We start from the raw sequence: 24,866 nt of genomic DNA on the forward strand, positions 1-24,866 counted from the left end.
CGCGCGCGCCCCGCAGGCACGCAGCCCCCTGCGCCCTGCCCGGCTCGCCCGTCAGCTCCGGGTGAAAGGTCACGCCGCCCGGGACAGGCGGCGTCCAGGGGCGCATGGCACCAGCCACCGGGCCGGCCCCGGAGTCCCGGCCCGCGGAATCAGGCCTCGCCGGTCAGCCCGGCCCCTTCGATCCCGGCCATCGCCGCCAGGGCATCATTGTCCGAAGTATCGCCGGTCACGCCAACCGCGCCGATCACGGCCCCCTTGCCGTCGCGCACCAGCACGCCGCCCGGCACCGGCACCACCTTGCCGCCAAAGGCCCCGTTCATCGCCGCCATGAAAAACGCCTGCTGCTCGGCCCGCGCCAGCTGTGCCGACCCGCTCATGCCCAGCATCACCGCGCCATAGGCCTTGCCCCGCGCGATGTCGAACCGCCCCGGGCTCGCCCCGTCCTCGCGCTCGAAGGCCTGCACGTGCCCGCCCGCATCCAGCACCACGACAGACAGCGGCTTCAGCTCCAGCTCCCGCCCCTTCTCCAGCGCCTTGCGCACGATCGTGCGCGCCTTTCTCAACGAAATCGCAACCATGTCCCAGCTCCCATCTTCCTCTTGCTCCAAATATGCTCGGGGGGTGAATTGGCCGCAGGCCAAGAGGGGGGCAGACAGCCCCCCTTCCCCCCGCGGAGGCAGAGCCTCCGCAAAATCAATAGTCGCAACGGAGGCAGAGCCTCCGCAAAATCAATAGTCGCACCGGAGGCAGAGCCTCCGCAAACCACATGTCCCACCGGAGGCAGAGCCTCCGCAAACCGCAAATCCCACCGGAGGCAGAGCCTCTGCCAAACCGTCTTGCCCGACGCTCACGCCCCGGCCTTCAGCTCCAGCCGCCGCCGGTGCAGCACCGGTTCGGTATAGCCCGAAGGCTGCACCCGCCCCCGGAACACCAGATCGCAGGCCGCCTGGAAGGCGATGCCGTCATAGCCCGGCGCCATCGGCACATAGGCCGCGTCACCCGCGTTCTGGCGGTCCACCACCTCGGCCATCTTGCGCATCGCCGCCATCACCTGCTGCGCGTCGATCACCCCGTGATGCAGCCAGTTGGCCAGCGCCTGCGAGGAAATCCGGCAGGTCGCCCGGTCCTCCATCAGCCCCACATCGTTGATGTCGGGCACCTTGGAACAGCCGACGCCCTGATCGACCCACCGCACCACATAGCCCAGGATCCCCTGCGCATTGTTCTCGATCTCGCGGGTGACCTCGGCGGCATCCAGGTTGCGGCCCTGCAGCACCGGGATGCTCAACAGATCCGCCAGCGTGCCGCGCGCACCGCCGGCGGCGATCTCGGCCTGGCGCGCCATAACGTCCACCTTGTGGTAATGGATCGCGTGCAAGGTCGCCGCCGTGGGCGATGGCACCCAGGCGCAGTTCGCGCCGCTCTGCGGGTGTGCGATCTTGGCCTCCAGCATCCCGGCCATCAGATCCGGCATCGCCCACATCCCCTTGCCGATCTGCGCCTTGCCCTTCAGCCCGCAGGCCAGGCCGATATCGACGTTGCGATCCTCGTAGGACTTGATCCAGGCGGTGTTCTTCATCTCGCCCTTGGGCAGGAACGGCCCCGCCTCCATCGAGGTGTGGATCTCGTCGCCCGTCCGGTCCAGGAAGCCGGTGTTGATGAAGGCGACCCGGGCCTTGGCCGCCCGGATGCATTCCTTGAGGTTCACGCTGGTGCGGCGTTCCTCGTCCATGATGCCCAGCTTGACGGTGTTCCGCTTCAGCCCCAGCATCGCCTCGACCCGGGTGAAGATCTCGTCGGCAAAGGCGACTTCCTCGGGCCCGTGCATCTTGGGCTTGACCACATAGACCGATCCTTCGGTGGAATTCCGGTCGCCGCCGCTCTTGCCCAGGTCATGCATGGCGCAGAGCGTGGTGACGGCCGCATCCATCAGCCCCTCGAACACCTCGGCCCCGTCCGCATCGAGGATGGCGGGGTTGGTCATCAGGTGGCCGACGTTGCGCACCAGCATCAGCGACCGGCCCTTGACCCGCAGCAACTCGCCGTCCTGCATGGTGAATTCCATGTCGGGATTCAGCCTGCGGGTGAAGGAGGTGCCGCCCTTGCTCACGCTTTCGGCCAGGTCGCCCTTCATCAGGCCCAGCCAGTTGGCATAGGCGAGCGTCTTTTCCTCGGCATCCACCGCCGCGACGCTGTCCTCGCAATCCATGATCGCGGACATCGCGCTTTCCAGCCGCACGTCGGAAATCCCGGCCCGGTCCTGCTGGCCCACGGGCGTGTCGTGATCCACGACCACCTCGATCAGCAGCCCGTTCCGGCGCAGCAGCACCCGCAGCGGGGCCTGCGCATCCTCGCGCCAGCCCTGGAACTGCCCCGGATCGGCCAGCCCCGCCGGCCCGCCCTCGGTCGCGGCGACCAGCGCCCCGTCATTCACCGACAGCCCGGTGACATCCGCCCAGGAGGCGCGTTTGAGCGGCACCACCGCGTCCAGATGCGCCTTGGCCCAGGCGATCACCCGGGCGCCGCGTTTGGTGTCGTAGCCCCCGCCATGCGGCAGGTCGCCAAGCGCGTCGGTGCCGTAGAGCGCATCGTAAAGCGATCCCCACCGGGCATTGGCCGCGTTCAGCGCGTAACGCGCATTGGTCACCGGCACCACCAGCTGCGGCCCCGGAATGCGCGCGATCTCGGGGTCGACATGTTCCGTCTCGATCTCGAAATCCGGCCCCTCGGGCACCAGATAGCCGATCTCTTCCAGAAAGGCGCGATAGGCCGCCGCGTCATGCGGCTGGCCCCGGCGTTCCACATGCCAGGCGTCGATCTGCTGCTGCATCGCCTCGCGGGTGTCCAGCAGGGCGCGGTTTTTCGGCGTCAGGTCCGCGACCATCGCGGCAAAGCCCGACCAGAAGGCATCCGCGCTCACCCCGGTGCCCGGCAGCGCCTTTTCGGCGATGAACCGATGCAGGATCTCTGCCACCTGCAGCCCGTAGACCTCGACCCTGTCCGCCATGATGCACCTCGCTTGCCCGGATATCGTGGCAAAACTACAGGCAAGCCCCCCCTGCCACAAGGCGGTAAAGATATCTTACCAATCCCGGGCGCCGGGGCCGGACCCGCAATAGTTAGCTCATCGCCTCACTTTTTGCTTCCCCTTGGATCCGCTCCGAGTTACTTAGGCACATGGCTAAGCATGACCCCGGACTCGACCACATCTTCACCGCCCTGGGCGACCCGACCCGGCGGGCGATCCTTGCCCGGCTGGCGCAGGGGCCCGCCAGCGTCACCGACCTGGCCGCGCCGTTCGACATGGCCCTGCCCTCGTTCATGGGCCATCTGAAACGGCTGGAGGCCGCGGGCCTTGTCGCCAGCCACAAGGACGGCCGTGTGCGCACCTGCGCCCTGCAACCCCAGGCCCTGGGCCCCGCCGCCGACTGGATCGCCGAACAGCGCGCGATCTGGGAGGCCCGTCTGGACCGCCTCGATGCCTTTGTCCTCTCACTTGCGAAGGAACAGAAAGAATGACCACCGACCTGCACCTGAACCGCGTCATCGCCGCGCCGCGTGACCTCGTCTGGGCCTGCTGGACCGACCCCAAGCTGCTGGTGCACTGGTTCTGCCCCAAGCCGCACCAGACCACCGCGGCCGAGATCGACCTGCGCCCCGGCGGCATCTTCCGGACGGTGATGAAGGTCGGCGACCAGGTGATGGACAATTCCGGCGTGTTCCTGGAGGCCGTGCCGACGCGGAAACTGGTCTGGACCGATGCCTTCACCCCCGGATGGCACCCCAATCCCGACCCGTTCATGACCGCGATCCTGGAATTTTCGGACCACCCCGAGGGCACGCAATACGATGTCACGGTGCGGCATTTCTCGGCCGAGAAGGCAAAAAGCCATGAGGATATGGGCTTTTATGGCGGCTGGGGCACCGTGGCCGACCAGCTTGGCGCCTATGCCCGCTCGATGCAGGGGCCCAGGCCCGATCACGAGATCACGAGCACGCGCGTCATCAACGCACCGCCCGCGCTGGTCTGGGAAAGCTGGACCAACCCCGACCTGCTGCCTAAGTGGTTCGGGCCCAACGGCTATCACTGCGAAACCCACGAGATCGACATCCGCCCCGGCGGGCGCTGGCGGTTCGACATGGTCGGCCAGGGCATGCGTTTTCCGAACCTGCACGAATTCGGCGAGGTCGAGCCCGGCAAGCGCCTGACCTACCGGCTGTCGGGCTTTGACGACATGCGCCACCATGCCGATGTGACTGTGGAGTTCACGCCCGAAGGCGCTGGCACGCGGGTCACCATGCGGATGAGCTTTGTCGACATGACCACGCGCGACGCGATGCAATTCGGCGCGCTGGAAAAGGGTTACGAGACGCTGGCCAAGCTGGAGGCCACGGCGCAGAGCCTGCCCGCCGCCTGATCCGCCCCGGCGGCCTGCCCCGCGACATGCTGGGCCCGACATGCAAAACGCCCGCGACCTGGCAGGGTCACGGGCGGTTTCGGGCCGGGGGTCGGCTGGCGGTCACATCGCGGGCTCTGCCGCGCCGGTGCGCCCGTCGATCCGGATATCGGCGCCCTGCGGCGCATCCCCGCCGGATACGGCGGTGATCGCGACAAGGGCACCCGCCAGCGCGCCAAACAGAGCCGAGACGAAGATGCCCCAGATCGGAGTGCCGTGTTTGCGGGCCTGGGTCTGCAGCGACATGTCGGGAGCGGACATGGAATTCCTCCTTGCTCGATGGTCTGTGCGGTTTGTCTCTGACTGCCCAACGCATCCCCCCCTGATGCGGTTTCATCGCGCAGTTGCCGGGGCGCAACCGCAGGCGGATCCCTGCCGGTCTTGCTTTTCCCGTTCCGGTGCCCCAGCAATGGGCCAAACCTGACGGGAGACGACGATGAAGGACACTACAGGCGCCACGATCTACCTGAAGGATTACACTCCGCCCGCCTATCTGGTGGATGACGTGCACCTGACCTTCGCCCTCGCGCCCGAGGCCACCCGCGTGCGCAGCACCATCCGGTTCCGCCCCAACCCCGAGGCCGCCGGGCGCGACTTCTTCCTGCATGGCGAAGAGCTGACGCTGATCTCGGCCAGCATCGACGGCACCCCCGTTACGCCCGAGGTGACGCCCGAGGGCCTGACCTGCGCCGTGCCCGACGCCCCCTTCACCTGGGAATCCGAGGTCGAGATCGCCCCCGCCCGGAACACCGCGCTGGAGGGGCTCTATATGTCGAACGGCATGTACTGCACCCAGTGCGAGGCCGAAGGTTTCCGCAAGATCACCTATTACCCCGACCGGCCCGACGTGATGGCCACCTTCACCGTGCGCGTGGAATCCGACCTGCCCGTCATGCTGTCCAACGGCAATCCCGGCGACAGCGGCCCGGGCTTTGCCGAATGGCACGACCCCTGGCCCAAACCCGCCTATCTTTTCGCCCTGGTCGCGGGCGAGCTGGTGAACCACCCCGACAGGTTCACCACCGCCTCGGGCAAAGAGGTCGAGCTGAACATCTGGGTCCGCCCGGGCGACGAGGACAAATGCGCCTTTGGCATGGATGCGCTGAAACGCTCGATGAAATGGGACGAGGATGTCTATGGCCGGGAATACGACCTCGACATCTTCAACATCGTGGCGGTCGACGATTTCAACATGGGCGCGATGGAAAACAAGGGGCTGAACGTCTTCAACTCCTCCTGCGTCCTGGCCTCGCCCGAGACCTCGACCGACATGAACTTCGAGCGGATCGAGGCGATCATCGCGCATGAGTATTTCCACAACTGGACGGGCAACCGCATCACCTGCCGCGACTGGTTCCAGCTGTGCCTCAAGGAGGGGCTGACGGTCTTTCGCGACAGCCAGTTCACCGCCGACATGCGCTCTGAGCCGGTCAAGCGGATCACCGATGTCATCGCCCTGCGCGCCCGCCAGTTCCGCGAGGACAACGGCCCGCTGGCCCATCCGGTTCGGCCGGAAAGCTTTCAGGAAATCAACAACTTCTATACCGCCACAGTATATGAGAAAGGCGCCGAGGTCATCGGCATGCTCAAGCGTCTCGTGGGGGACGAAGGCTATGCCACGGCGCTGGATCTCTACTTCGAGCGCCACGACGGACAGGCCTGCACGATCGAGGACTGGCTCAAGGTGTTCGAGGATTCGACCGGGCGCGATCTGACCCAGTTCAAACGCTGGTATTCGCAGGCCGGCACCCCGCGACTGAAGGTTGACGAAAGCTATGCAGACGGCACCCTGACGCTGACCTTCACCCAAGAGACCCCGCCCACCCCGGGCCAGCCCGACAAGCTGGCGCAGGTGATCCCGGTGGCCGTCGGCCTGCTGGGCCCGAACGGGGACGAGGTGCAGCCCACGACCCTGCTGGAGGTGACGGAGGCGGAACAGAGCTTCACCTTCACCGGGCTGGCGGCGAAGCCCGTGCCCTCGATCCTGCGCGGGTTTTCCGCCCCGGTGATCCTGCAGCGCGAGACGGACAATGCCGAACGCGCCTTCCTGCTGGCCAATGACACCGACGCCTTCAACAAGTGGGAGGCCGGGCGCGCCCTGGCCCGCGACGTGCTGCTGCGGATGCTGAACGAGGGCACGCGCCCCGATCCGGCCTTCCTCGGCGCGCTTTCCTCGGCGCTGGCCGATGACAGCCTCGACCCGGCATTCCGCGCGCTGGTTCTGGCCCTGCCGTCAGAGGACGACCTGGCCCAGGCCCAGGTCGACGCCGGGCGCGTACCCGACCCGCAGGCGATCCACGAGGCGCGCCAGCGCATGTTCGACGCGATGGCCGACACGCTGCACGACCAGCTGGCCGAGGCCTACGAGGTCTATCAGGTGCCCGGCGACTACACGCCCGGCGCCCAGCACACCGCCGCGCGCGCCCTGACCAATGTCGCCCTGTCGCTGCTGTCGCGGCGCGACGGGGGCAAGCTGGCGCAGGCGCAATACGACAGCGCCGACAACATGACGCAGCAGCTTTCGGCCCTGTCCTCGCTGCTGATCGCCGGGGCGGGCGATGCGGCGCTTGCGGCCTTCGAGCAGCAGTGGAAACATGACCGGCTGGTGATGGACAAATGGTTCTCGCTCCAGATCACCCATGCCAAACCGGCCGAGGTGGCCGAGGTCACCGACCGGCTGACCCAGCACCCCGATTTCAGCATGAAGAACCCCAACCGGTTCCGCGCCGTCTTTGGCGCGCTGGCGATGACTCCGGCCGGGTTCCACCATGCCTCGGGCGCCGGCTACAGGCTGATGGCGGACTGGCTGATCCAGCTGGACGCGCTGAACCCGCAGACCACGGCGCGGATGTGTTCCGCCTTCGAGACCTGGCGCCGCTATGACGCCGATCGCCAGCAGATGATCACCGACGAGCTGCGCCGCATCGCCGCCCGCCCGGGCCTCAGCCGCGATACGGGCGAGATGGTGGGCCGGATTCTTGGCTGACCGGACGCTCCTGATCACCGGCGCCAGCTCGGGCATCGGGGCCGCCACGGCACGCATGGCCGCCGCGCCGGGGGTCACCCTGCTGCTGCACTACGGCAGCAACCGCGCGGGGGCCGAGGCGGTGGCGGCCGAGCTGCGCGGCAAGGGCGCCACCGCCCACCTGCTGCAATGCGATTTCGCCCGCCCCGAGGGGATCGAGGCGATGTTCGCCCGGGCCGCACCGCTGGCCGACCCCTCCCTGCCGCTGCACCTGGTGAACAATGCCGGGATCGTCGACTCCACCGCCAGCATCGCCGAGATGACGCCCGAGCGGCTGACCCGCATGTTCACGGTCAACATCACCTCGGCCATCCTGGCCGCGCGCGGCGCGGTTGCCCTGATGCGGCGCGGCACGGCGGGCGGGGCCATCGTCAATATCTCCTCCGCCGCGGCCCGGCTGGGATCGGGCAACCAGTTCCTGGATTATGCCGCATCGAAGGGCGCGATCGACACCTTCACCCTGGGCCTGGCCGACGAGCTGGCGCCCGAGGGCATCCGCGTGAACGCCGTGCGCCCCGGGCTGATCGACACCGATATCCATGCCAAGGGGGGCGAGCCCGACCGCGCCGCGCGGCTGGCACCCAATGTGCCCCTGCGCCGCACCGGCCGCGCGGACGAGATCGCCGAGGCCATCCTGTGGCTGCTGTCCGATCGCGCCTCCTATGTCACGCGGTCGATCCTGGACGTCACCGGCGGGCGCTAGCGAGAGCGGCGCGCAAGGGCCGACAAAGGTTCACGATATGGGCGGCATTGTGGCGGCCCTGACGACTGGTTCCGGCCGCCGCGCCCGGGGGGTGCACCGGTATCGGGCCAAGCGCCTTGTGGCACATCGAAATACCTGCATTCAGCCTCCATCCGGGGCGCTGTCGGCCGCTTTCCGCCGCCCCATCGACGCCGCCGTTTTTCGCCATAACTCCTGAAACGGGCCACGTTTCGGCCCGAATGCCCGCGCATGATGAAACTCCTAGATATAGATGGAGCGCCCGATGCGCGGACTACGCCTGCCTTCCCTGATCCCCACCCGAGTCCTGCGGGCCGCCGGTGTGCGCGGCGAAGCCAAGGAAGACAAGCGTGGCGCGCCCAAGGCCGCATCGCGCAGCCAGACCGACGCTGTGGGGCTGGCGCAATTCGCCATGAGCTTCAGGCGCGGGCGCCGCGACGAGGTCAATCCGCGCCGCCAGATCGTGATGCCGGTGCGCGATCCGATGGACGAGGCGAACATGATCCGCACCTTCACCGGCAAGGGCCAGTTCCTTGTCCGGCAGGAACAGTGGGACGTGCTGGGCCGCCTGATCCGCGAAACCGACGCCAACCGCGAAACCACCTCCAGCGGGCTCAGCCTGGCCGGCCTGCTGGCCCGCGGCGCCCGCCGTGACGCGGTCGAGGCCGCGCGCGCCACGATCTCGCAGGGCCTGCTGCCCTGCGGCTCCATCGCGTCGGGGCTGGACGAGGCGGTGGAAGAGAACCCGAAATGCTGGGGCGTGGCGCTGGTCGCCGCACAGGCGCATATGGACATCGGCCTGGCCTGGCGGGGCAATCGTCCGCTGACCGGGCGGCCCAATTGCGACAAGCCGCAGTTCCTTTACCATTTCAAGCGCGCCGCCGACATCCTGGACCAGTACTGCGCGGTCGAGGAAAACAGCGCCGTCCTGGCCGAAGCGCGCTGCGACCTGCTGCTCGGCGAGCCCGAGGCCCCTTCGCGCGTGGCCGACGATTACGAGGATCTGATCGACCTGGATCCGGCCAACCCGCGCCACATGCGCCGCATGGGCGTGCACCTGCTGCCGCGCTGGTTCGGCTCGTACGAGCTGCTCGACGACCTGGCCCACGAAACCGCCGAGCGGACCGAGGATGTCTGGGGCGATGGCGGCTATTCCTGGGTCTGGATGGACGTGCTGCGCGCCGTGCCCGAGGCCGCCGCGCGGCTGGATGTCGACCGCTTCGTCGCCGGGCTGCACGATATCCTGGATGCCAATCCCAGCCAGAATTATGCCAACCTGCTGGCCGCCTATTGCGGTGTGGCCATGTCGCCGGAAACCACGCCCGACGACATCTCGCCCGCCGCGCGCGACGTGCGGGGCGAGATCAACGACTGCATGGGCTGGATCGTCTCGGACCACCTGCGCGAACTGCACCCGACCCCCTGGGCCGAGGCGCAGCATTCCCCCTTCGCCACCCTGCCGCCGGTCAACGAGCTGGCCGAACGGGGCGAGCTGAACGCCCGCGCGCTGATCTCGCAGCAGTTCCACGACGCGATTGCCGCCGGGCGCACCGTCACCTTCTCGGAAAACGGCATCGAGGTGCAGGCCCCCGCCTGACGCCCGCCCCACCCGCTTGGTGTGCCGGCCCCCGCGCCGGCACCTCGCCCGACCGCCTGGCGCCCCCGACGGCCCCGCACCAACGGCATGGCCGCACGGCCCCGGGCATCCCGCTCCCGCACCCCCCGCTTACCCCGCCAGCCCGCCAGCCCGCAGCTTCCCCGGCTTCCGCAAGGCCGCCGCCCCCGCGCCCCTTGCCCCGCGCGCGGGGCTGGCCTAGAACCTCGTCCATTCCATCCGCCGGAAAGGACGTTCCATGCTGGACCTCACCTACGAGACCCCGAAACCCAAGGTGATCGCGGGCGCGAAACACGACTGGGAACTGGTCATCGGGATGGAGGTGCACGCCCAGGTGTCCTCGCAGGCCAAGCTCTTCTCGGGCGCCTCGACCCAGTTCGGGGCGGAACCCAATTCCAACGTCGCCTTTGTCGACGCCGGCATGCCCGGCATGCTGCCCGTGATCAACGAGGGCTGCATCGCCCTGGCGGTCAAGACCGGGCTGGGGCTGAAGGCGCAGATCAACCTGAACTCGGCCTTCGACCGCAAGAACTACTTCTACCCCGATCTGCCGCAGGGCTATCAGATCAGCCAGCTTTACCACCCCATCGTCGGCGAGGGCGAAGTGCTGGTCGACATGGCCCCCGGCGTGGCCCGGCTGGTGCGGATCGAACGCATCCACCTGGAACAGGACGCCGGCAAGTCGATCCACGACATGGATCCCAACATGTCCTTTGTCGACCTCAACCGCACCGGCGTCGCGCTGATGGAGATCGTCTCGCGCCCCGACATCCGCGGGCCCGAGGAAGCGGCGGCCTATATCTCGAAGCTGCGCCAGATCCTGCGCTACCTCGGCACCTGCGACGGCAACATGCAGAACGGCAACCTGCGGGCGGATGTGAACGTCTCGGTCTGCCGGGTCGGGCAATACGAGAAATACCAGCAGACGCAGGATTTCTCGCATCTGGGCACGCGCTGCGAGATCAAGAACATGAACTCCATGAGGTTCATCCAGCAAGCCATTGATTACGAAGCAAGACGCCAGATCCAGATCCTGGAATCGGGCGGCCAGATCGTGCAGGAAACCCGGGGCTTCGACCCCGATACGGGCGAGACGCGCAGCCAGCGCTCCAAGGAAGAGGCGCATGATTACCGCTACTTCCCCGATCCCGACCTGCTGCCGCTGGAAATCGAACAGGCCTGGGTCGACGATATCGCCGCCACCCTGCCGGAACTGCCCGACGCCAAGAAGGCGCGGTTCGTCAAGGTCTTCGGCCTGTCGGAATACGATGCCTCCGTGCTGACGGCCGAGGCGGAAAATGCCGCGTATTTCGAAAAGGTTGCCGAAGGAAACGAAGGCAAGCTGGCGGCCAACTGGGTGATCAACGAACTGTTCGGGCGGCTCAAGAAGGACGACCTGGACATCACCGAAAGCCCCATCGGGCCGGAACGTCTGGGCCAGATCTGCGCGCTGATCACCAAGGGCGACATCAGCGGCAAGATCGCCAAGGATGTCTTTGAAATCGCGTATACATCCGACCGCGACCCGGGCGAGATCGTCGAAACGGAAGGGATGAAGCAGGTCACCGATACCGGCGCCATCGAAGCCGCCGTGGACGAGGTGATCGCCGCCAACCCCGCGCAGGTGGAAAAGGCCAAGCAGAACCCCAAGCTGGCGGGCTGGTTCGTGGGTCAGGTGATGAAGGCCACCGGCGGCAAGGCCAACCCGGCCGCGGTCAACCAGCTGGTCAGCCAGAAGCTGGGCCTCTGATCCGGGCGTCTGGACGGGCCTGCAGGACTGGCCTCCGGGACTGGCCTCCGGGGCGGTTTCCGCCCCGCCGCGCCATCCCGGTGTTTACCTTTCGGCAGGGAGATCCTACCACCTTCGGAACGCATGACCGACGGGAGGCAAGGATGGACGGAGCCGAGGCGCCACAGCGCATGATGAGCGATTACATGGAGATCAAGCCGGAGTGGATCGACCACAACGGCCATCTCAACATGGCCTATTACGGCGTGCTGTTCGACCACGGCAGCTCTTTCGCCTTCCGCCGCATGGGGTTCGGCCCCGCCTATCGCAGGGAATCGGGGCATACGACCTTCGAGGCCGAATACCGCATCCGCTACCGGCGCGAGCTGAAGCTGGGCGACCGGGTGCGCGCCTCGTTCCACCTGCTGGATGCGGGCAGCCGGGCGATCCACTATTGCCAGGAACTGTTTCACGAAGATGGCTGGGTCGCCGCCACCGGCGAGGGCGTCAACCTGCATATCGACCGCTCCGGCCCCCGGGTTGCGCCCTACCCGCCGCAGATCGTCGAGAAGATCGCCGCCCTGCTTGAGGACTGCCGCAGCATGCCTGTGCCCGACTGGGTCGGCGCCCCGATGGGGATCCGCAAGTGAGCGTCTTCATCTCGTCCCTGATGTCGTTGAAGCCGGAATGGATCGACTTCAACGGCCATCTCAACATGGCCTATTACAACGTGCTTTTCGACCTCGGCTGCGACGAGGCCTGGGAGCAGTTCGGCTTTGGCCCCGCCTATCGCGAGCGCACCGGGCATACGACCTTTGCCGCCGAACACCGCACCCGCTACGTGCGCGAACTGGCGCCGGAGTCCCGGGTGCGGGTGTCCTTCCACATGCTGGACGTGGGGCCCAAGGCCTTCCACTACTGCCAGGAGCTGCGGCACGAGGATGGCTGGCTTCCGGCCACCGGCGAGGGCGTCTCGCTGCATGTCGACCAGTCCGGGCCGCGGGTGGCGCCCTATCCGCCCGAGATCCTGGAGCGGCTGAACGCGATGCTCAAGCAGCATGCCGGCGAGCCGGTGCCGGAATGGGTCGGCTCGCGGATGGGCATCCGCAAGTAGCGCGCGCCCCGGGGCATGGCGGTGCATCGCCCGCCTGCCCCGGCGCAGCGAGCGGGCGATATGCGTGAGGGCGGTGCCGGGCTGACTGCGGCCCGGTTGGCTGTGCGGCGCCGGTTCGCCCCGCGTCTCTGCCCCGGGGAACGGATCCGGCGCCGGGGCGGGCTTCCACCCGGCACGCGCGGCCGCCGCCCGGGGTCAGAGCACCATCGCGATGGTGCGGGTCTTGGCAACCGTCTCGTCATATTCCAGCGCCGGGTCCGAGGCCGCGACGATGCCGCCGCCGACATGCAGGAAGATGCGCCCGCCCGAGACGCGCGCCGAACGCAGGTTCACGTAAAGCGCGGTGCAGCCGTCGATCCCGCGCGGGCCAAGGTAGCCGGTGTAAAAGCCCCGGGTCGTGCCCTCCTCGGCCAGGATGAAATCGCGCGCGGGCGCCTTGGGCATGCCGCAAACGGCCGAGGTGGGATGCAGGCGGCGCAGCAGGTCGGCCAGCTGCGCGGGGTCTGCCGCAGGCGCGGTGAAGTCGGATCGCAGGTGACACAGGTTCGCGGCCTGCACCGTGGCGGCGGGGGTTTCGCTGACACCGGAAATCCCGGCCTCGATAAAGGCCGCGCGGATGAACTCCGACACCAGCGCCTGTTCGTCGACGATCTTCTGCGGCCAGGTCAGGGTCGCGATATCCGTGCCCGCCTCGGGCCACTGGGTCCCGGCCAGCGCCATGGTGCCAAGACCGCCGGCGCTGCTTTCCAGCAGCACCTCGGGCGTCGCGGTCAGCCAGGTGCCCGTGGGCGCGGAAGAGACCAGCGAAACGAAGGCATGGGGATGGACCCGGGCCAGCGCCTCGGCCAGGTCGGCCAGGTCGTGATCGGGGGCCAGGTCGCGCGGCTCGATCCGCGACAGGACGATCTTGTCGACGCCGCCGCGTTCGATCTCGGCCACGGCGCGGGCGACACGGGCCTCGTATTCGGCACGCGGGGTGGCATCGGGGGCCGGCAGGGCATCGGGCGCGGCGCGGACCGGGGCGCCCTGGGGCAAAGCGGCGAACGCGCGCTGCGCATCCGTCACCGGCTGGCCGCCCAGCGTGATGCCGTCGCGATAGAGATACCCGCCGGGCAGCAGCGCCACATCCGCCGGGATCAGCCAGGCGAGGTTCCCGTCAACGCTGTCAAAGGGCGCCATGACAAAGCCCGGGACCGGGATCGCGTCGAAAACCGGAACCTCGACCGGCGCATCCAGCCCGACCACCAGCGAAAACGCCTCGCCATAGGGCGGACGCCACAGGGCAAAGGGATAGCCAGCGGCCACGGCACGAGAGAGCGCGGCGCGCAGCTCGGGGGTCAGGTCGGTCATCGGGTTCTCCTCGGCTCTGTGCCGCCGAGATGTCGCCCCGCATCTGCCGGGTGTAAAGGGCGTAATCGACCGACAGCACATCACGCGCCATCCGGGCAGGTCCGCCGCTGGGGGTCGCGATGCGTGCCGCTTGGCGACGTCGGGCTTGATGTCGGGATAGCTGTGGCCGCTGCAGGGCCGCGGCGTCTGACTGTGTGGGTCGCATGTTCGCGCCACATCGGATGCGCCGGGCGCGGCAGTCCGAACCGTCGCTGGTCGCCGGCACCCGGCCGGATCAGTCGCACCACCAGCCGGCGTGCGATAGGGGCCGGCAGGCGCCGCCTGCGCACCGGAAGGCCGGTCCATTGGCCGACCCTGGGATGCCCATCAGGTCTTTCGGCATCACCCGGGCGGACCGGCAGGTCGAAACGCTCACCTGCCCGGCCCTGCGCGCCGGACCGACCGCGCAATTCGCGGCGGAGTTGCCACAGCCCACCACCAGCCCCCGCGTGCCGTCAAAGGGCGCGGCGGTGCGGTTGTCCTGCGGATGGATCGAGGGGCCGTCGAAAGTGCATGGAAAATCGGGAAACCGCGGATCCCACAGATGGCCGTTGGCGGCGATGGCATGGGCGCAATCGCGCCACGCGCCGATGTCGGGCCCGATCCCGAAGATGTCGAAGGCTAGGCCCCGCTCCCAGAGCGCCCTGGCCAAGGTGACGGCCGGGGACCCGGCGCCGATGATGCAGATATCGACCAGTCCGGCCCTTCAGATTGTCCCTGGGGAACGCATCGGCATCCGGCCCGGCCCCCCCCGCGTCATCGCCCGCCCTTGCAAACCCGGGCGGGGCGCGCTGTTCCCCGTCAGGGCCGCCCCGGTTGACTCCACAGGGCTGACGCCGCCCAATGCGACCGACAGGAACAGGGAGCCGAAGATGCCTCAGGTCGCCACAGCCGCCGCCCGCGTGGCCTTCATGATCGGCGACCCGATTGCCCATGCGGTGATGCCGCTCAAGGTGAACCAATGGGCCCGCGACACCGGCACCGACGTGATGATGACCCCGCTGAAGATCGCGCCCGAGGATGTGGCCGGGTTCTTCGCCACGCTCCGGCGGCTGGACAACTGCCTGGGCAGCGTCGTCACCGCCCCGCACAAGCACGCCGCCCTGCAGGCGGTGGACGCGCTGAGCGCGGACGCGCGGCTGGTCGGCGCGGTGAACGTGGTGATCCGGCGGGCAGACGGGCGGTTGCTGGGCGACAATACCGACGGGCCCGGCTTTGTCGCCGCGATGCAGGCGCAAGGGATCGACCCCCGCGGCCTGAACGCCCTGCAGTTCGGCTGCGGCGGCGCGGGGGCCAGCATCGCCGCGCGGCTGGTGCGGGACGGCGCAGGGGTGACGCTCTGCGATCCGGCGCCCGGCAAGGCGCAGGCGCTGGCCGAACGCCTGGGCGGCGGGGCGCGGGCGATCGGGGCGCCGGACAGCGTCGCGGGCTACGGGCTGGTGGTCAACGCCTCCACCGTCGGGCTGGACGGGGTGTCGATGGTGCACGACCTCGCCGGGCTGGAACCGGGCACGCTGGTGGGCGATGTGGTGACCAAACCGCCGGTGACGCCTTTCCTGGAACGGGCCCGCCTGCTGGGGGCCCGGATCCAGCCGGGGGCCGCGATGGCAACGGCCCAGATCCCCCTGATCCTGACGCGGTTCGGCATCACGTGACCAAGCGGTTTCCCTAGGAAATTCAGCTATCAAGGCCTTTCCTCGGCAGGCGAATTGCGCCAGTGTTCCTGTACTCGGGCGGCCTGCCGCCCGGCAAGTTCAGAGCCTTGGCGCCACTTGGCGTCACGATCGACCGGCGCGGCCTCGCGCCAAGGGAGGAAACATGACATTCAAGGCAATCACACGGCGGGCCTGGCTCGCGGGTGTTTCGGCCATCGCGGCCGGAACCATGACGCTGGGCGCAGGCGCGGCCGCGGCACAGGACAAGGTCGTCCTGGGCGCGCTGCGCTTCACCAGCCACGCGGCGGGCTTCATCGCCTACGAGAAGGGCTATTTCAAGGACGAGGGGCTGGACGTCAGCTTCGAGTTCTTCCAGGCCGCGCAGCCGATCGCCGTGGCAACCGCAGGCGGTGACGTCGATTTCGGCGTCGCGGGCGTGACCGGCGGCCTGATGAACCTGGCCGAAAAGGACGCGATCCGCATCGTCGCCGGTGTCCTGCACGAAAAGAAGGGCGTCGACGGCATGATGGTCATGGCCTCGAACAAGGCCTATGACGAGGGGCTGACCACCGTGCCGGGGATCAAGGGCCATTCGATGGCGATGACCCAGGTCGGTTCGACTTTCCACTACATGACCAGCCGGATTGCCGACAAGGAAGGCTTCACCATCCAGGACATGAAGATGGTGCCGCTGCAAAAGGTCGGCTCGATGGTGGCCGCGCTGAAATCGGGCCAGGTCGACGCCATGATCATGGTGCCCCATGTGGCCAAGCCGCTGGTCGCCGCCGGTGCCGCGCATGAGCTGGGCTGGCTCTACGATTATGCCGAATACCAGATCTCGACCCTGTTCACCTCGGTCGACAATATCGAGAACAACCGCGACATGGTCGAGCGCTTCATCCGCGCCTATGCCAAGGGGATCGCCGAGTTCAACCGGGTGATGCTGTCCCCCGATGCCGACCCGGCCGAGCTGGACGAGATGACCCGCATGATCGCGAAATACGTGTCGCCCGACAAACCCTACGAGGACGCCAAGACCTCCATCCAGCAGGGCGCGATGAACCTGAACGAGGGCGCTGCCCTCAACAAGACCGACGTGGCCGCCCAGATGCAGTGGTTCAAGGACGAGGGGCTGGTGCAGTCCGACCTCTCCGTGGATCAGCTGGTCGACGACAGCTTCGTCAAGAATTACTGAGCGAAGGGACCGAGGGGCATGGATCTGCGCGTTGACGGGCTGTCTCACTGGTATGGCGATCTTGAGGTGCTGCGCGGCATCGACCTGGAGATCAACCAGGGTGAAATCGTCTGCGTGATCGGCCCCTCGGGCTGTGGCAAGTCCACCTTGCTGAGGCTACTGGGCGGGCTGGAACAGCCCGGCCAGGGCCAGGTCCTGCAGGTGGGAGAGCCGCCGGCCGGCTCTCTCAACCCGCTGACCTATGTCTTCCAGGATTTCGCCCTGCTGCCGTGGCGCACGGTGGAGGGCAATGTCTCTCTCGTCCTCGAAGGTCACGGGCTGGCCGCAGAGGAGATCGAGGCGCGCATCGCCGACGTGCTGGCGCGCACCCGGCTGAGCGATTTCCGCAAGGCGGTGCCCAAGCAGCTGTCCGGCGGGATGAAACAGCGCGTCGCCATCGCGCGGGCGCTGTCGGTGAACCCCGCCGTGCTGCTGATGGACGAACCGCTATCGGCGCTCGACAGCCAGACACGCGAGCTGTTGATGGACGATCTGATCGACCTCTGGACACGCGAGAATTTCACCTCGTGCTACATCACCCACAATCTGAACGAGGCGGTGAGGCTGGGGCACAAGGTCGTCGTCCTGTCGCGCCGGCCCGGGGTGATCCGCGAGGTGGTCGAGATCGACATCCCCCTGTCCGAACGCCTGGTCTCGGACCCGCGTATCGGGACGTTGCAGAAACAGCTCTGGGACATGATGCGCGAAGAGGCGCAGAGCGCGGATATGGAACTGGCCGATGAGTGAGGCGGTGGACAGGGTCCGCCGGTCTCACGCGGTCCGCCGGTCGCCGCGGGATGCTCATGCCAGAAAGTTGCCAGCGAAGGGTGCGCCCTTCACCCCAAAAGGCCGTCTGCCAGATCAACGGAACTGTCACAGGCGGCGGCATATCGAACGGTGCCCGTCCGGCGCTATCGCGCGTTCGGCCCTGAACCCCTCCACCAGAGGGTTTCCGGGACGGGCCTCACCCCTCCCCCCGGGAAGGCGCCTGGCGATGCCATACACCGCATGTGCGACGAATGTGCTGTCGAGCGCCCACCATAGCACTCGCCGCGCGCATGCCCTCCCGGGGTCGGGCGGCGCCCTTCCCTCCCGGATCGAAACGTCGGAGTCCCGGTCTGCCACACCAACCGGCATCCCATTCCACTCCTCCTCCACAACGGAGCCCCGTCATGGCTGATCTCACCACAGGCACCACCGCCCCCGCCCCCGCGCAACCGGTGAAGTTCCGGGGCGGCGGGTTCCTTCCGAAACCGCGCCGCTTCGTCGGGCTTGCGGTCTTTGTCGTCCTGATCGTGCTGTGGGAGCTCGGCTCGCGCGCCGGGGTGATCTCGGCGCTGGTCCTGCCCGCCCCGTCCGAAGCCTGGGGCGCCTTCATGGACCTGGTGAATTCAGGCAACCTCTGGAAACACCTCTCGGCCTCGCTGCAGCGGCTGATCATCGGTTTCATCTGCGGCACCGCGCTTGGCCTGACCGTGGGCACGCTGGTGGGCCTGTCCTCCTATGCCCGGGCCGGGATCGCGCCGCTGGTCTCGGCGATCTTCCCGATCCCCAAGATCGCGCTGCTGCCGCTCTTCATCATCTGGTTCGGCATCGGCGAAGGGTCCAAGGTCGCCACCATCCTCTTTGGCTGCTTCTTCCCCACCGTCATCGCCACCTATGGCGGCATCGACAGCGTGGACCGGGCGCTGATCCGCATGGGGCAGAGCTTTGGCCTGTCGCGCTGGCACATCATCCGCAAGATCGTGCTGCCCGCCGCCCTGCCCGCGATCCTGTCGGGCATGCGCATCAGCGCCTCTATCTCGATCATCCTGCTGGTCGCGGCGGAAATGATCGGCGCGGAATACGGCATCGGCGCCTATGTCCTGCTGGCGGGCAACCTGATGGCGACGGATCAGCTGATCGCGGGCGTGGCGATGCTGTCGATCCTGGGCCTGACGGTGAACTGGCTCATCACCCGCGCCGAAAAGCACTTCCTGAGCTGGAGGAACTGATGCCCCGTTCCGAAACCGATTATGACGTTGTGATCGCGGGCGGCGGCGCGGGCGGCGTGGGCGCGGCCATCGGGGCGGCCAGGGCCGGTGCCCGGGTTGCGCTGGTCGAGAAATACGGCTTCCTCGGCGGGGCCGCGACCAATGCGCAGGTGCTGGCCTATTGCGGCTTCTTCCACCAGGGCGGCGCGCAGGCGATCCAGGCCGTCGCAGGCGCGGGCGAGACGGTGCTGGAGGAAATGCGCCGCATGGGCGTGGATTGCCAGCCCTACCATTCGCCCACTACCGGCAACTGGATCGTGCTGCTGGACCCGGAGCGGCTGAAGGTGGCGCTGGACCGCGTGCTGGCCGCGCATGGCGTGACCGTGCTGCTGCATGCGCGCGTCGCCGCCGCATCCCGTACCGCCGAGGCGATCGAAAGCGTGACGGTTGCCGGAATGGACGGACGCTCGCGCCTGATCGCGGAAAGCTTTGTCGACGCCAGCGGGGATGCGAACCTGGCGCTGGTTGCGGGCGTGCCGATGCGGCTTGGCGATGGCGAGGGCCGCCTGCAGGCCTTCACCATGCCGCTCAGAATTGGCGGCATTGCAGCCGAAACCAGAATTGATCGCGACAAATTTAGAGAGGCTGTCGATCTCTTCAATCTCCGGTCAAAATGGAAAATCCATCGCAGTGATGGCGGCATTTTCACACGGGTTCCCGCCTCGTCCGACTTCTGGTGGCTGATCATCGACCGCGACATGCCCGATCTCTCTTCGGCCAGCTTTACCCGGGCGGAACAGACCGGGCGCGAAATGGCGCTGATGCTGGTCGAGGTGCTGCGCGAAACTGTGGAGGGGTTCGGGAATGCATGGCTTGCCCAGACCGGTCCGCAGATCGGCGTACGCGAAACGCGACATCCCGCCGCGCGTTATGAAATCTGCCATGACGATGTGATCAGGGGGCGCCTGCGCGATGACGGCGTGGCGCGCGCGGCATGGCCCATCGAATTGCATTCCGAGGCGGGCAAGCCGATCTACGAACATGTCGGCGGCAAAGGATATTATCACATTCCGATGGACGCATTGCACGCCAGGGGATTGGGCAATCTGTGGTACGCCGGCCGGGTGATCGGCGCCGACCCCAGGGCCTATGGATCGACCCGCGTGATGGGCACCGCCTTCGCCAGCGGAGAGGCCGCGGGCGTCGCGGCAGCGCTGACCGCGCGCAAGGGCGTTGCGCCCGATCCCGGCGAGGTGCAGGCGCAGCTCAAGGCGCAGGGAGCGCTCATTTAGTCATTCAGCTGGGATTTCCATGCCTTGTGCGGCGTCCGGCGCCGCGAGGCATCAGGCTGGCGAGGCAAGGGGGTGTACATAATGACCACCCCCTTTTGCCAGCGGGCCCGTACTGCGCCAGACGATGTGGAAAGTGAGTGAGACATTCCCGCCTGCCGCCCGGGCCTTGCTCACTTTATAAGGTAATCGTCCAGCGATTTGCCTTCGTCGAGCAGTTGTTTGACCCAGCCGGGCTGACGGCCACGGCCGCTCCAGGTCTGTGTCGGGTCTGCGGGATCACGGTATTTCGGCGGATTGACCTTGCGGCTCTTCGAGGACTGGCCCGTCAGTTCCGAAAGGGAGAACCCCATTTCAAGAGCTTTCTGCTCAACCGCGGCCAGAGCCTTTTTCCGTTCCCGATCCTGGTAGGTCTTGATAGCCACATCGACATCCTTGCGCAGTTTCCGCAGCTCATCGAGAGACTTGCTTTCCAGATCGATACTCATGCTCATTCTTTCCAGTTTTACAAATAACACGATCGCCATACATCAATGGCGACCAATATCCGGAGTTGATTTCCAGATATATGATGGAATGTAACGAGGTTTTGAAACTGTCAATAGCGGAGCCTGAACTGACACAAAATCTCTTTGAAACGGAACGTCAGATGACCGACAGGTAGAAATACAGGCTGATGCCATTATCATCGGAACGGATCACAAATACGCCATTTCCGATGAAACTAGACGCCGCTTGGCGTCAATGCATTTTCCCAAGGGAAAATTGAGAAACATTCTATTAAAAGGCGAAAATCCGCCAAATGGAATCGCGTCAAAGGATCGGCGAACTATCGCCGATCCCCGGAAGCGTAATACCCGATTTTTTGGTCAGACCGCTGCGCGGTCGCGCTGGTTCTGGTGGCTGGTCAGCCGCCCCACCACATTCTCGATGATCCGCATCCCGGCATCCTGCCCGAGGGACATGATGCTTTCGGGATGGAACTGGACCGCGGCCACCGGAAGCGAGCGGTGCTCGATCCCCATGACCACCTCGTCGGATGTGGTGGCGGTGACCGTCAGCTCGTCCGGCAGGGTGTCGCGGCGGGCGTGCAGCGAGTGGTAGCGCCCGATGGTGATCTGCTCGGGCAGGCCGGCAAAGACCGTGCCCGGGCTGTGCACCGTGATGCGCGAGGGCTTGCCATGCATCGGGTCGTCCAGCTGGTCGAGCGTCGCACCGTAGTAATCCGCAATCGCCTGCAGGCCCAGACAGACCCCGAACAGCGGCAGACCGCGATCCAGGACCTGGGCAATGGTGGTGCGGCAGTCGAAATCCGAAGGGTTCCCCGGCCCGGGCGACAGCACCACCAGATCGGGGCGGAACCGGTCGAAGACCTCGCCCGACAGCGGGGTGCGCGTGGTCAGCACCTCGGCCCCCGTCTGGCGGAAATAGTTGGCGAGGGTGTGCACAAAGGAATCCTCGTGATCGACCAGAAGGATGCGCCGCCCCTTCCCGACCGGCAGCCGCCAGTCGTCGCCACCGCTCTCGTTCGCCTTGACGTCACCGCGGATGGCGGCGCGCATGGCGCTGGCCTTCAGCTCGGTCTCGGCCTCTTCCTCGTCCGGGTCGCTGTCGTTCAGCAGGGTCGCGCCCGCCCGCACCTCGGCCACACCGTTCTTGATGCGGATGGTGCGCAGGGTCAGGCCGGTGTTCATGTCGCCGTCGAACTGGATCGCGCCCACGGCGCCGCCATACCAGAACCGCGTGCTCTTTTCATGGCTCTCGATAAAGCGCATGGCCCAGAGCTTGGGCGCGCCCGTCACCGTCACGGCCCAGGCGTGGGACAGGAAGGCGTCAAAGGCATCCATGCCCTCGCGCAGCCGCCCCTCGATATGGTCGACGGTGTGGATCAGGCGCGAATACATCTCGATCTGCCGCCGTCCGATGACGCGGACGGACCCCGGCTCGCACACCCGGCTCTTGTCGTTGCGGTCGACGTCGGAGCACATCGTCAGCTCGCTCTCGTCCTTCTTGGACTGCAGCAGCTTGAGGATCTGTTCGCTGTCCTCGATGGCATCCACACCGCGTTTGATGGTGCCGGAAATCGGGCAGGTCTCGACCCGGCGGCCGGTGACGCGCACGAACATCTCGGGGCTGGCGCCGACAAGGTATTCCTGCTCGCCCAGGTTCATCATGAAACCGAACGGCGCCGGGTTGATCTTCTTCAGACGCTTGAAGATGGCCGAGGGCGCATCGTTGCACGGCTCATAGAACACCTGCCCCGGGACCACCTCGAACAGGTCGCCGCGGCGAAAGCTCTTCTTGGCCTCGCGCACCAGTTCGGCATATTCGCCCGGCGCATGGTCGCCGCGCGGCAGATCCGACGGGCCCTTGCGGAACGGTTCGGCCACGCCGCCCGAGGTCAGGCCCTCGGTGGACAGATCGCCCTGCGCGAAATCGTAGCTGTAGGTAAAGGCGCGCGCCGAATAGTGGTCGTTGACCAGCAGCGTGTCGATCAGGAACAGCACCAGGTCGCGCTGGTCGTCGGGGCGTTTCAGCTTCAGCTCGATCGGTTCGAACTGGAAGGCGAGGTCATAGCCGAAGGCGCCGTAGAGGCCCAGGTGGCTGTCCTCCTCGGTTTCGAACAGCGCCGTGATGGCCCGCAGAACCGAAAAGACCGACGGCGCGCGCGAACGCTCTTCCTCGTTATAGACGCGGTCGGGCGTGCGGATGGTCAGCGCGATGACGTCCTGCCGGTCATCCAGCCGCGCGATGGCGGGCAGCCCGTCCAGCACCGGGCGGATGATCCGCAGCAGCACCTCGCCGCGGGCGTTCAGGGCGCGCAGGGCCATATCGCGGCCGCGCGCCTCGATCATCAGCGGCGGTTCCGAAAAGCCGAATTCCCACCGGGTGTAGCGCCCGGGATATTCGTAGTTCGAGCTGAAGAGCGCCCCGCGATGGCTGTCCAGCCGTTCGGCCAGCTCCTCGGACGAGGTGATATAGGTTGCGGGGGATTCGCGTCGGGAAACTGTGACGCCCCCGGTGGTGACGAAAGTCAGGTCGGTCATGTCGCTGTGATCTCATGTGCTGGGGCCGGGATGCCCCGGTGGACGATGCAAAGGGTCAGTGGATCGATGGGCGGCGCCATCGCCAGTCCTTGGTCCTGATTTGCCATCGTAGTATGCACATGGGTCGAATGATATCCTGCGTCGCGCAGCTGACGGGCACCATGCTCTAGCAAGCAGCGCGATGGTTGTAAACATGCGGAAAGCCGCCGGTCAGCGCAAGATCCGCTTGTGGACGGACCTACGCCCCCCATAGTGGGTGCCAATTGATTGACTTAATTTGTTTACGCGAGGTCGTGATGACTCAGCCGCTTGCCCCTTTGCCGGACCGTCCGTTGAATGTCTGCGTTGTCGGGCCGGGGGCCATAGGCGGTGTGATCGCGGCCCGCCTGGCCCTGGCGGAAAAGGGCGGCGCCCTGGGGGCTGTCTCGGTGGTGGCGCGTGGCTCTCATCTCAAGGCGATCCGCACCTATGGCCTGCGCATCACCACGCCCGATCAGCCCGATCCGCTTGCCCTGCCCGTCACCGCTGTCGAGAACCCGGCAGAGCTGCCGCCGCAGGACCTTGTCATCACCGCGCTGAAGGGGCACCAGATCCCGGCGATGGCCGCGCGCCTGTCGCGTCTGCTGGCCCCGCACGGGCGCATCATGCCCGTGGTGAACGGCGTGCCCTGGTGGTACCCGCTGCCCGACGGCCAGGGCGGGTTTCACGGCGCCGAAGAGGTCGATCCCGGCGGTGTGCTCTGGCGCGACATCGGCCCCGAACGGGCGATTGGCGCCATCGCCTATTTCGGCGCCTCGGTGCCCGAGCCGGGGCTGGTTGCGCTCGAGATCGAGGGCTATCTGGATATCGGCCGCCTGCCGGGCGAGGACCGGGCGGATGTCGACCGGGTGGCAGAGCTGCTGCGCGGGGCGGGCTGGATGATCCGCACGACCGAGCCTTACCAGAATTCGCTCTGGACCAAGCTGTTCAGCAACTGCGCCTTCAATTCGGTTGCGGCGGTCACCCGCGTGGCCTCGGCGCGCGCCATGCAGGATCCGGTGCTGCGCGCGCTGGCCGGCGACATCATGGAAGAGGTCCGCGCCATCGCCGCCGCCGAGGGGGCCGAGATCCGCATGACCACCGAAAAGCGCCTGGACCTGGCCGAGCGCAATGCCAGCTTCAAACCCTCGACCCTGCAGGATCTGGAAAAGGGCCGCCACATGGAGCTGGAGCCGATCTTTGGCGCCACCATCGCCGTGGCCAAGGCGCGCGGCATCCCCTGCCCCAAGCTGGAACTGATGACAGCGATCCTGCGCGCGGTGCAAGAGACGCTCTGACCCGCCGCATCCGGACTATTGGGTCCGGCCGCCGGGACGGGTCCGGCTGTAGGTCCGGGTCCGGGTCCGGCTGACAGTACGGGTACGGTTACGGGTACGGTTACGGGTACGGGTACGGGTACGGGTACGGGTACGGGTACGGGTACGGGTACGGGTACGGGTACGGGTACGGGTACGGGTACGGGGAGGCCGTGCCCTGAGCCGCCCTGTCCGGTCAACCACCAGATCAGGATTTGCAAAGACCGCTTTGCAAACGCCCCTGTGCAGAACGCGTTTTGCAAAGAGTGATTTGCATCATGCGG

General features: G+C 67.1%; 21 protein-coding genes. 14 read left to right on the plus strand and 7 right to left on the minus strand.

From position 1 onward, the window contains the following. Positions 1-149: 149 nt before the first annotated feature. Complete coding sequence (locus tag GLS40_RS12975) at positions 150-578, minus strand: GlcG/HbpS family heme-binding protein (RefSeq protein WP_160383156.1); 429 nt, start codon at positions 576-578, stop codon at positions 150-152. 269 nt (positions 579-847) lie between these two features. Beyond that, positions 848-3,007, minus strand: coding sequence for a malate synthase G (locus tag GLS40_RS12980; RefSeq protein WP_160383157.1), 2,160 nt, complete (start codon positions 3,005-3,007; stop codon positions 848-850). A gap of 170 nt (positions 3,008-3,177) precedes the next feature. Here GLS40_RS12980 and GLS40_RS12985 point away from each other — a divergent pair, with 170 nt between their 5' ends. Both GLS40_RS12985 and GLS40_RS18220 read left to right on the plus strand, forming a co-directional pair. Further along, positions 3,178-3,519: an ArsR/SmtB family transcription factor gene (locus tag GLS40_RS12985; protein ID WP_160383158.1), complete on the plus strand. Its 342-nt coding sequence runs from the start codon at positions 3,178-3,180 to the stop codon at positions 3,517-3,519. Further along, positions 3,516-4,418: an SRPBCC domain-containing protein gene (locus GLS40_RS18220; protein WP_160383159.1), complete on the plus strand. Its 903-nt coding sequence runs from the start codon at positions 3,516-3,518 to the stop codon at positions 4,416-4,418. The genes GLS40_RS12985 and GLS40_RS18220 overlap by 4 nt, the downstream gene beginning before the upstream one ends. A 102-nt stretch (positions 4,419-4,520) precedes the next feature. Here the strand turns inward: GLS40_RS18220 and GLS40_RS12995 are convergent, their stop codons facing one another. Continuing rightward, a complete protein-coding gene (locus tag GLS40_RS12995) occupies positions 4,521-4,718 on the minus strand; it encodes a hypothetical protein (protein ID WP_160383160.1) in 198 nt (65 codons plus the stop codon). Positions 4,719-4,893: 175 nt separating this feature from the next. On the opposite strand from GLS40_RS12995, the gene pepN reads away from it, so the two are divergent. From pepN to GLS40_RS13025, 6 genes are all read left to right on the plus strand, one after another. Next, positions 4,894-7,443 carry an aminopeptidase N gene (pepN, locus tag GLS40_RS13000; RefSeq protein WP_160383161.1) on the plus strand — a complete coding sequence of 850 codons (2,550 nt, stop codon included), beginning with the start codon at positions 4,894-4,896 and terminating at the stop codon, positions 7,441-7,443. Further along, entirely contained in the window at positions 7,436-8,185 is a 750-nt protein-coding gene (locus GLS40_RS13005) for an SDR family oxidoreductase (RefSeq protein ID WP_160383162.1), read from the plus strand. Before pepN ends, GLS40_RS13005 begins: the two co-directional genes overlap by 8 nt. 283 nt (positions 8,186-8,468) lie before the next feature. After that, on the plus strand, positions 8,469-9,800 hold the full coding sequence (locus tag GLS40_RS13010; RefSeq protein WP_160383163.1) for a hypothetical protein: 1,332 nt from the start codon (positions 8,469-8,471) through the stop codon (positions 9,798-9,800). Between the two features lie 256 nt (positions 9,801-10,056). After that, a complete protein-coding gene (gatB, locus tag GLS40_RS13015; protein ID WP_160383164.1) occupies positions 10,057-11,568 on the plus strand; it encodes an Asp-tRNA(Asn)/Glu-tRNA(Gln) amidotransferase subunit GatB in 1,512 nt (503 codons plus the stop codon). A gap of 143 nt (positions 11,569-11,711) precedes the next feature. Further along, positions 11,712-12,197, plus strand: a complete 486-nt coding sequence (locus tag GLS40_RS13020; protein ID WP_235905909.1) for a thioesterase family protein — start codon at positions 11,712-11,714, stop codon at positions 12,195-12,197. Continuing rightward, positions 12,194-12,661 carry a thioesterase family protein gene (locus GLS40_RS13025; RefSeq protein WP_328598902.1) on the plus strand — a complete coding sequence of 156 codons (468 nt, stop codon included), beginning with the start codon at positions 12,194-12,196 and terminating at the stop codon, positions 12,659-12,661. The genes GLS40_RS13020 and GLS40_RS13025 overlap by 4 nt, the downstream gene beginning before the upstream one ends. Before the next feature lie 195 nt (positions 12,662-12,856). On the opposite strand, the gene GLS40_RS13030 is transcribed toward GLS40_RS13025, so the two are convergent. Further along, the gene (locus tag GLS40_RS13030; RefSeq protein WP_160383165.1) at positions 12,857-14,011 is read right to left on the minus strand and encodes a chorismate-binding protein; all 1,155 of its coding nucleotides are present in this window, start codon (positions 14,009-14,011) and stop codon (positions 12,857-12,859) included. 274 nt (positions 14,012-14,285) lie between these two features. Next, positions 14,286-14,702 (minus strand): NAD(P)/FAD-dependent oxidoreductase, encoded by a 417-nt coding sequence (locus GLS40_RS13035; RefSeq protein WP_160383166.1) that lies wholly within the window; start codon positions 14,700-14,702, stop codon positions 14,286-14,288. A gap of 220 nt (positions 14,703-14,922) precedes the next feature. Between GLS40_RS13035 and GLS40_RS13040 the strand changes: the two genes are divergently transcribed. The 5 genes from GLS40_RS13040 (at position 14,923) to GLS40_RS13060 (ending at position 20,204) form a co-directional block, all read left to right on the plus strand. Beyond that, a complete protein-coding gene (locus GLS40_RS13040; protein ID WP_160383167.1) occupies positions 14,923-15,705 on the plus strand; it encodes a shikimate dehydrogenase family protein in 783 nt (260 codons plus the stop codon). Between the two features lie 163 nt (positions 15,706-15,868). Then, entirely contained in the window at positions 15,869-16,900 is a 1,032-nt protein-coding gene (locus tag GLS40_RS13045) for an ABC transporter substrate-binding protein (RefSeq protein ID WP_160383168.1), read from the plus strand. Positions 16,901-16,918: 18 nt separating this feature from the next. Then, positions 16,919-17,686, plus strand: a complete 768-nt coding sequence (locus tag GLS40_RS13050) for an ABC transporter ATP-binding protein (protein WP_160383169.1) — start codon at positions 16,919-16,921, stop codon at positions 17,684-17,686. Positions 17,687-18,111: 425 nt separating this feature from the next. Beyond that, positions 18,112-18,933, plus strand: a complete 822-nt coding sequence (locus GLS40_RS13055; protein ID WP_160383170.1) for an ABC transporter permease — start codon at positions 18,112-18,114, stop codon at positions 18,931-18,933. Beyond that, complete coding sequence (locus tag GLS40_RS13060; RefSeq protein WP_160383171.1) at positions 18,933-20,204, plus strand: FAD-dependent oxidoreductase; 1,272 nt, start codon at positions 18,933-18,935, stop codon at positions 20,202-20,204. The genes GLS40_RS13055 and GLS40_RS13060 overlap by 1 nt, the downstream gene beginning before the upstream one ends. A gap of 170 nt (positions 20,205-20,374) precedes the next feature. Here GLS40_RS13060 and GLS40_RS13065 read toward each other — a convergent pair whose 3' ends face one another. Together GLS40_RS13065 and GLS40_RS13070 are read right to left on the minus strand one after the other, a co-directional pair. Beyond that, on the minus strand, positions 20,375-20,689 hold the full coding sequence (locus tag GLS40_RS13065) for an H-NS histone family protein (RefSeq protein WP_160383172.1): 315 nt from the start codon (positions 20,687-20,689) through the stop codon (positions 20,375-20,377). A gap of 381 nt (positions 20,690-21,070) precedes the next feature. Then, positions 21,071-23,248 (minus strand): anthranilate synthase, encoded by a 2,178-nt coding sequence (locus GLS40_RS13070; protein WP_160383173.1) that lies wholly within the window; start codon positions 23,246-23,248, stop codon positions 21,071-21,073. A 296-nt stretch (positions 23,249-23,544) separates the two neighbouring features. On the opposite strand from GLS40_RS13070, the gene GLS40_RS13075 reads away from it, so the two are divergent. Next, the gene (locus GLS40_RS13075) at positions 23,545-24,564 is read left to right on the plus strand and encodes a ketopantoate reductase family protein (RefSeq protein WP_160383174.1); all 1,020 of its coding nucleotides are present in this window, start codon (positions 23,545-23,547) and stop codon (positions 24,562-24,564) included. The last annotated feature ends 302 nt before the right edge of the window (positions 24,565-24,866 follow it).

Source organism: Pseudooceanicola pacificus (assembly GCF_009789075.1).
Lineage (GTDB): Bacteria > Pseudomonadota > Alphaproteobacteria > Rhodobacterales > Rhodobacteraceae > Pseudooceanicola > Pseudooceanicola pacificus.

Excerpts from the sequence above, each read along its gene's own strand:
- GLS40_RS12975 (WP_160383156.1), bottom strand. The coding sequence starts at position 578 with ATGGTTGCGATTTCGTTGAGAAAGGCGCGCACGATCGTGCGCAAGGCG.
- GLS40_RS12980 (WP_160383157.1), bottom strand. The coding sequence starts at position 3,007 with ATGGCGGACAGGGTCGAGGTCTACGGGCTGCAGGTGGCAGAGATCCTG.
- GLS40_RS12985 (WP_160383158.1), top strand. The coding sequence starts at position 3,178 with ATGGCTAAGCATGACCCCGGACTCGACCACATCTTCACCGCCCTGGGC.
- GLS40_RS18220 (WP_160383159.1), top strand. The coding sequence starts at position 3,516 with ATGACCACCGACCTGCACCTGAACCGCGTCATCGCCGCGCCGCGTGAC.
- GLS40_RS12995 (WP_160383160.1), bottom strand. The coding sequence starts at position 4,718 with ATGTCCGCTCCCGACATGTCGCTGCAGACCCAGGCCCGCAAACACGGC.
- pepN (WP_160383161.1), top strand. The coding sequence starts at position 4,894 with ATGAAGGACACTACAGGCGCCACGATCTACCTGAAGGATTACACTCCG.
- GLS40_RS13010 (WP_160383163.1), top strand. The coding sequence starts at position 8,469 with ATGCGCGGACTACGCCTGCCTTCCCTGATCCCCACCCGAGTCCTGCGG.
- gatB (WP_160383164.1), top strand. The coding sequence starts at position 10,057 with ATGCTGGACCTCACCTACGAGACCCCGAAACCCAAGGTGATCGCGGGC.
- GLS40_RS13020 (WP_235905909.1), top strand. The coding sequence starts at position 11,712 with ATGGACGGAGCCGAGGCGCCACAGCGCATGATGAGCGATTACATGGAG.
- GLS40_RS13030 (WP_160383165.1), bottom strand. The coding sequence starts at position 14,011 with ATGACCGACCTGACCCCCGAGCTGCGCGCCGCGCTCTCTCGTGCCGTG.
- GLS40_RS13040 (WP_160383167.1), top strand. The coding sequence starts at position 14,923 with ATGCCTCAGGTCGCCACAGCCGCCGCCCGCGTGGCCTTCATGATCGGC.
- GLS40_RS13045 (WP_160383168.1), top strand. The coding sequence starts at position 15,869 with ATGACATTCAAGGCAATCACACGGCGGGCCTGGCTCGCGGGTGTTTCG.
- GLS40_RS13050 (WP_160383169.1), top strand. The coding sequence starts at position 16,919 with ATGGATCTGCGCGTTGACGGGCTGTCTCACTGGTATGGCGATCTTGAG.
- GLS40_RS13055 (WP_160383170.1), top strand. The coding sequence starts at position 18,112 with ATGGCTGATCTCACCACAGGCACCACCGCCCCCGCCCCCGCGCAACCG.
- GLS40_RS13060 (WP_160383171.1), top strand. The coding sequence starts at position 18,933 with ATGCCCCGTTCCGAAACCGATTATGACGTTGTGATCGCGGGCGGCGGC.
- GLS40_RS13065 (WP_160383172.1), bottom strand. The coding sequence starts at position 20,689 with ATGAGTATCGATCTGGAAAGCAAGTCTCTCGATGAGCTGCGGAAACTG.
- GLS40_RS13070 (WP_160383173.1), bottom strand. The coding sequence starts at position 23,248 with ATGACCGACCTGACTTTCGTCACCACCGGGGGCGTCACAGTTTCCCGA.
- GLS40_RS13075 (WP_160383174.1), top strand. The coding sequence starts at position 23,545 with ATGACTCAGCCGCTTGCCCCTTTGCCGGACCGTCCGTTGAATGTCTGC.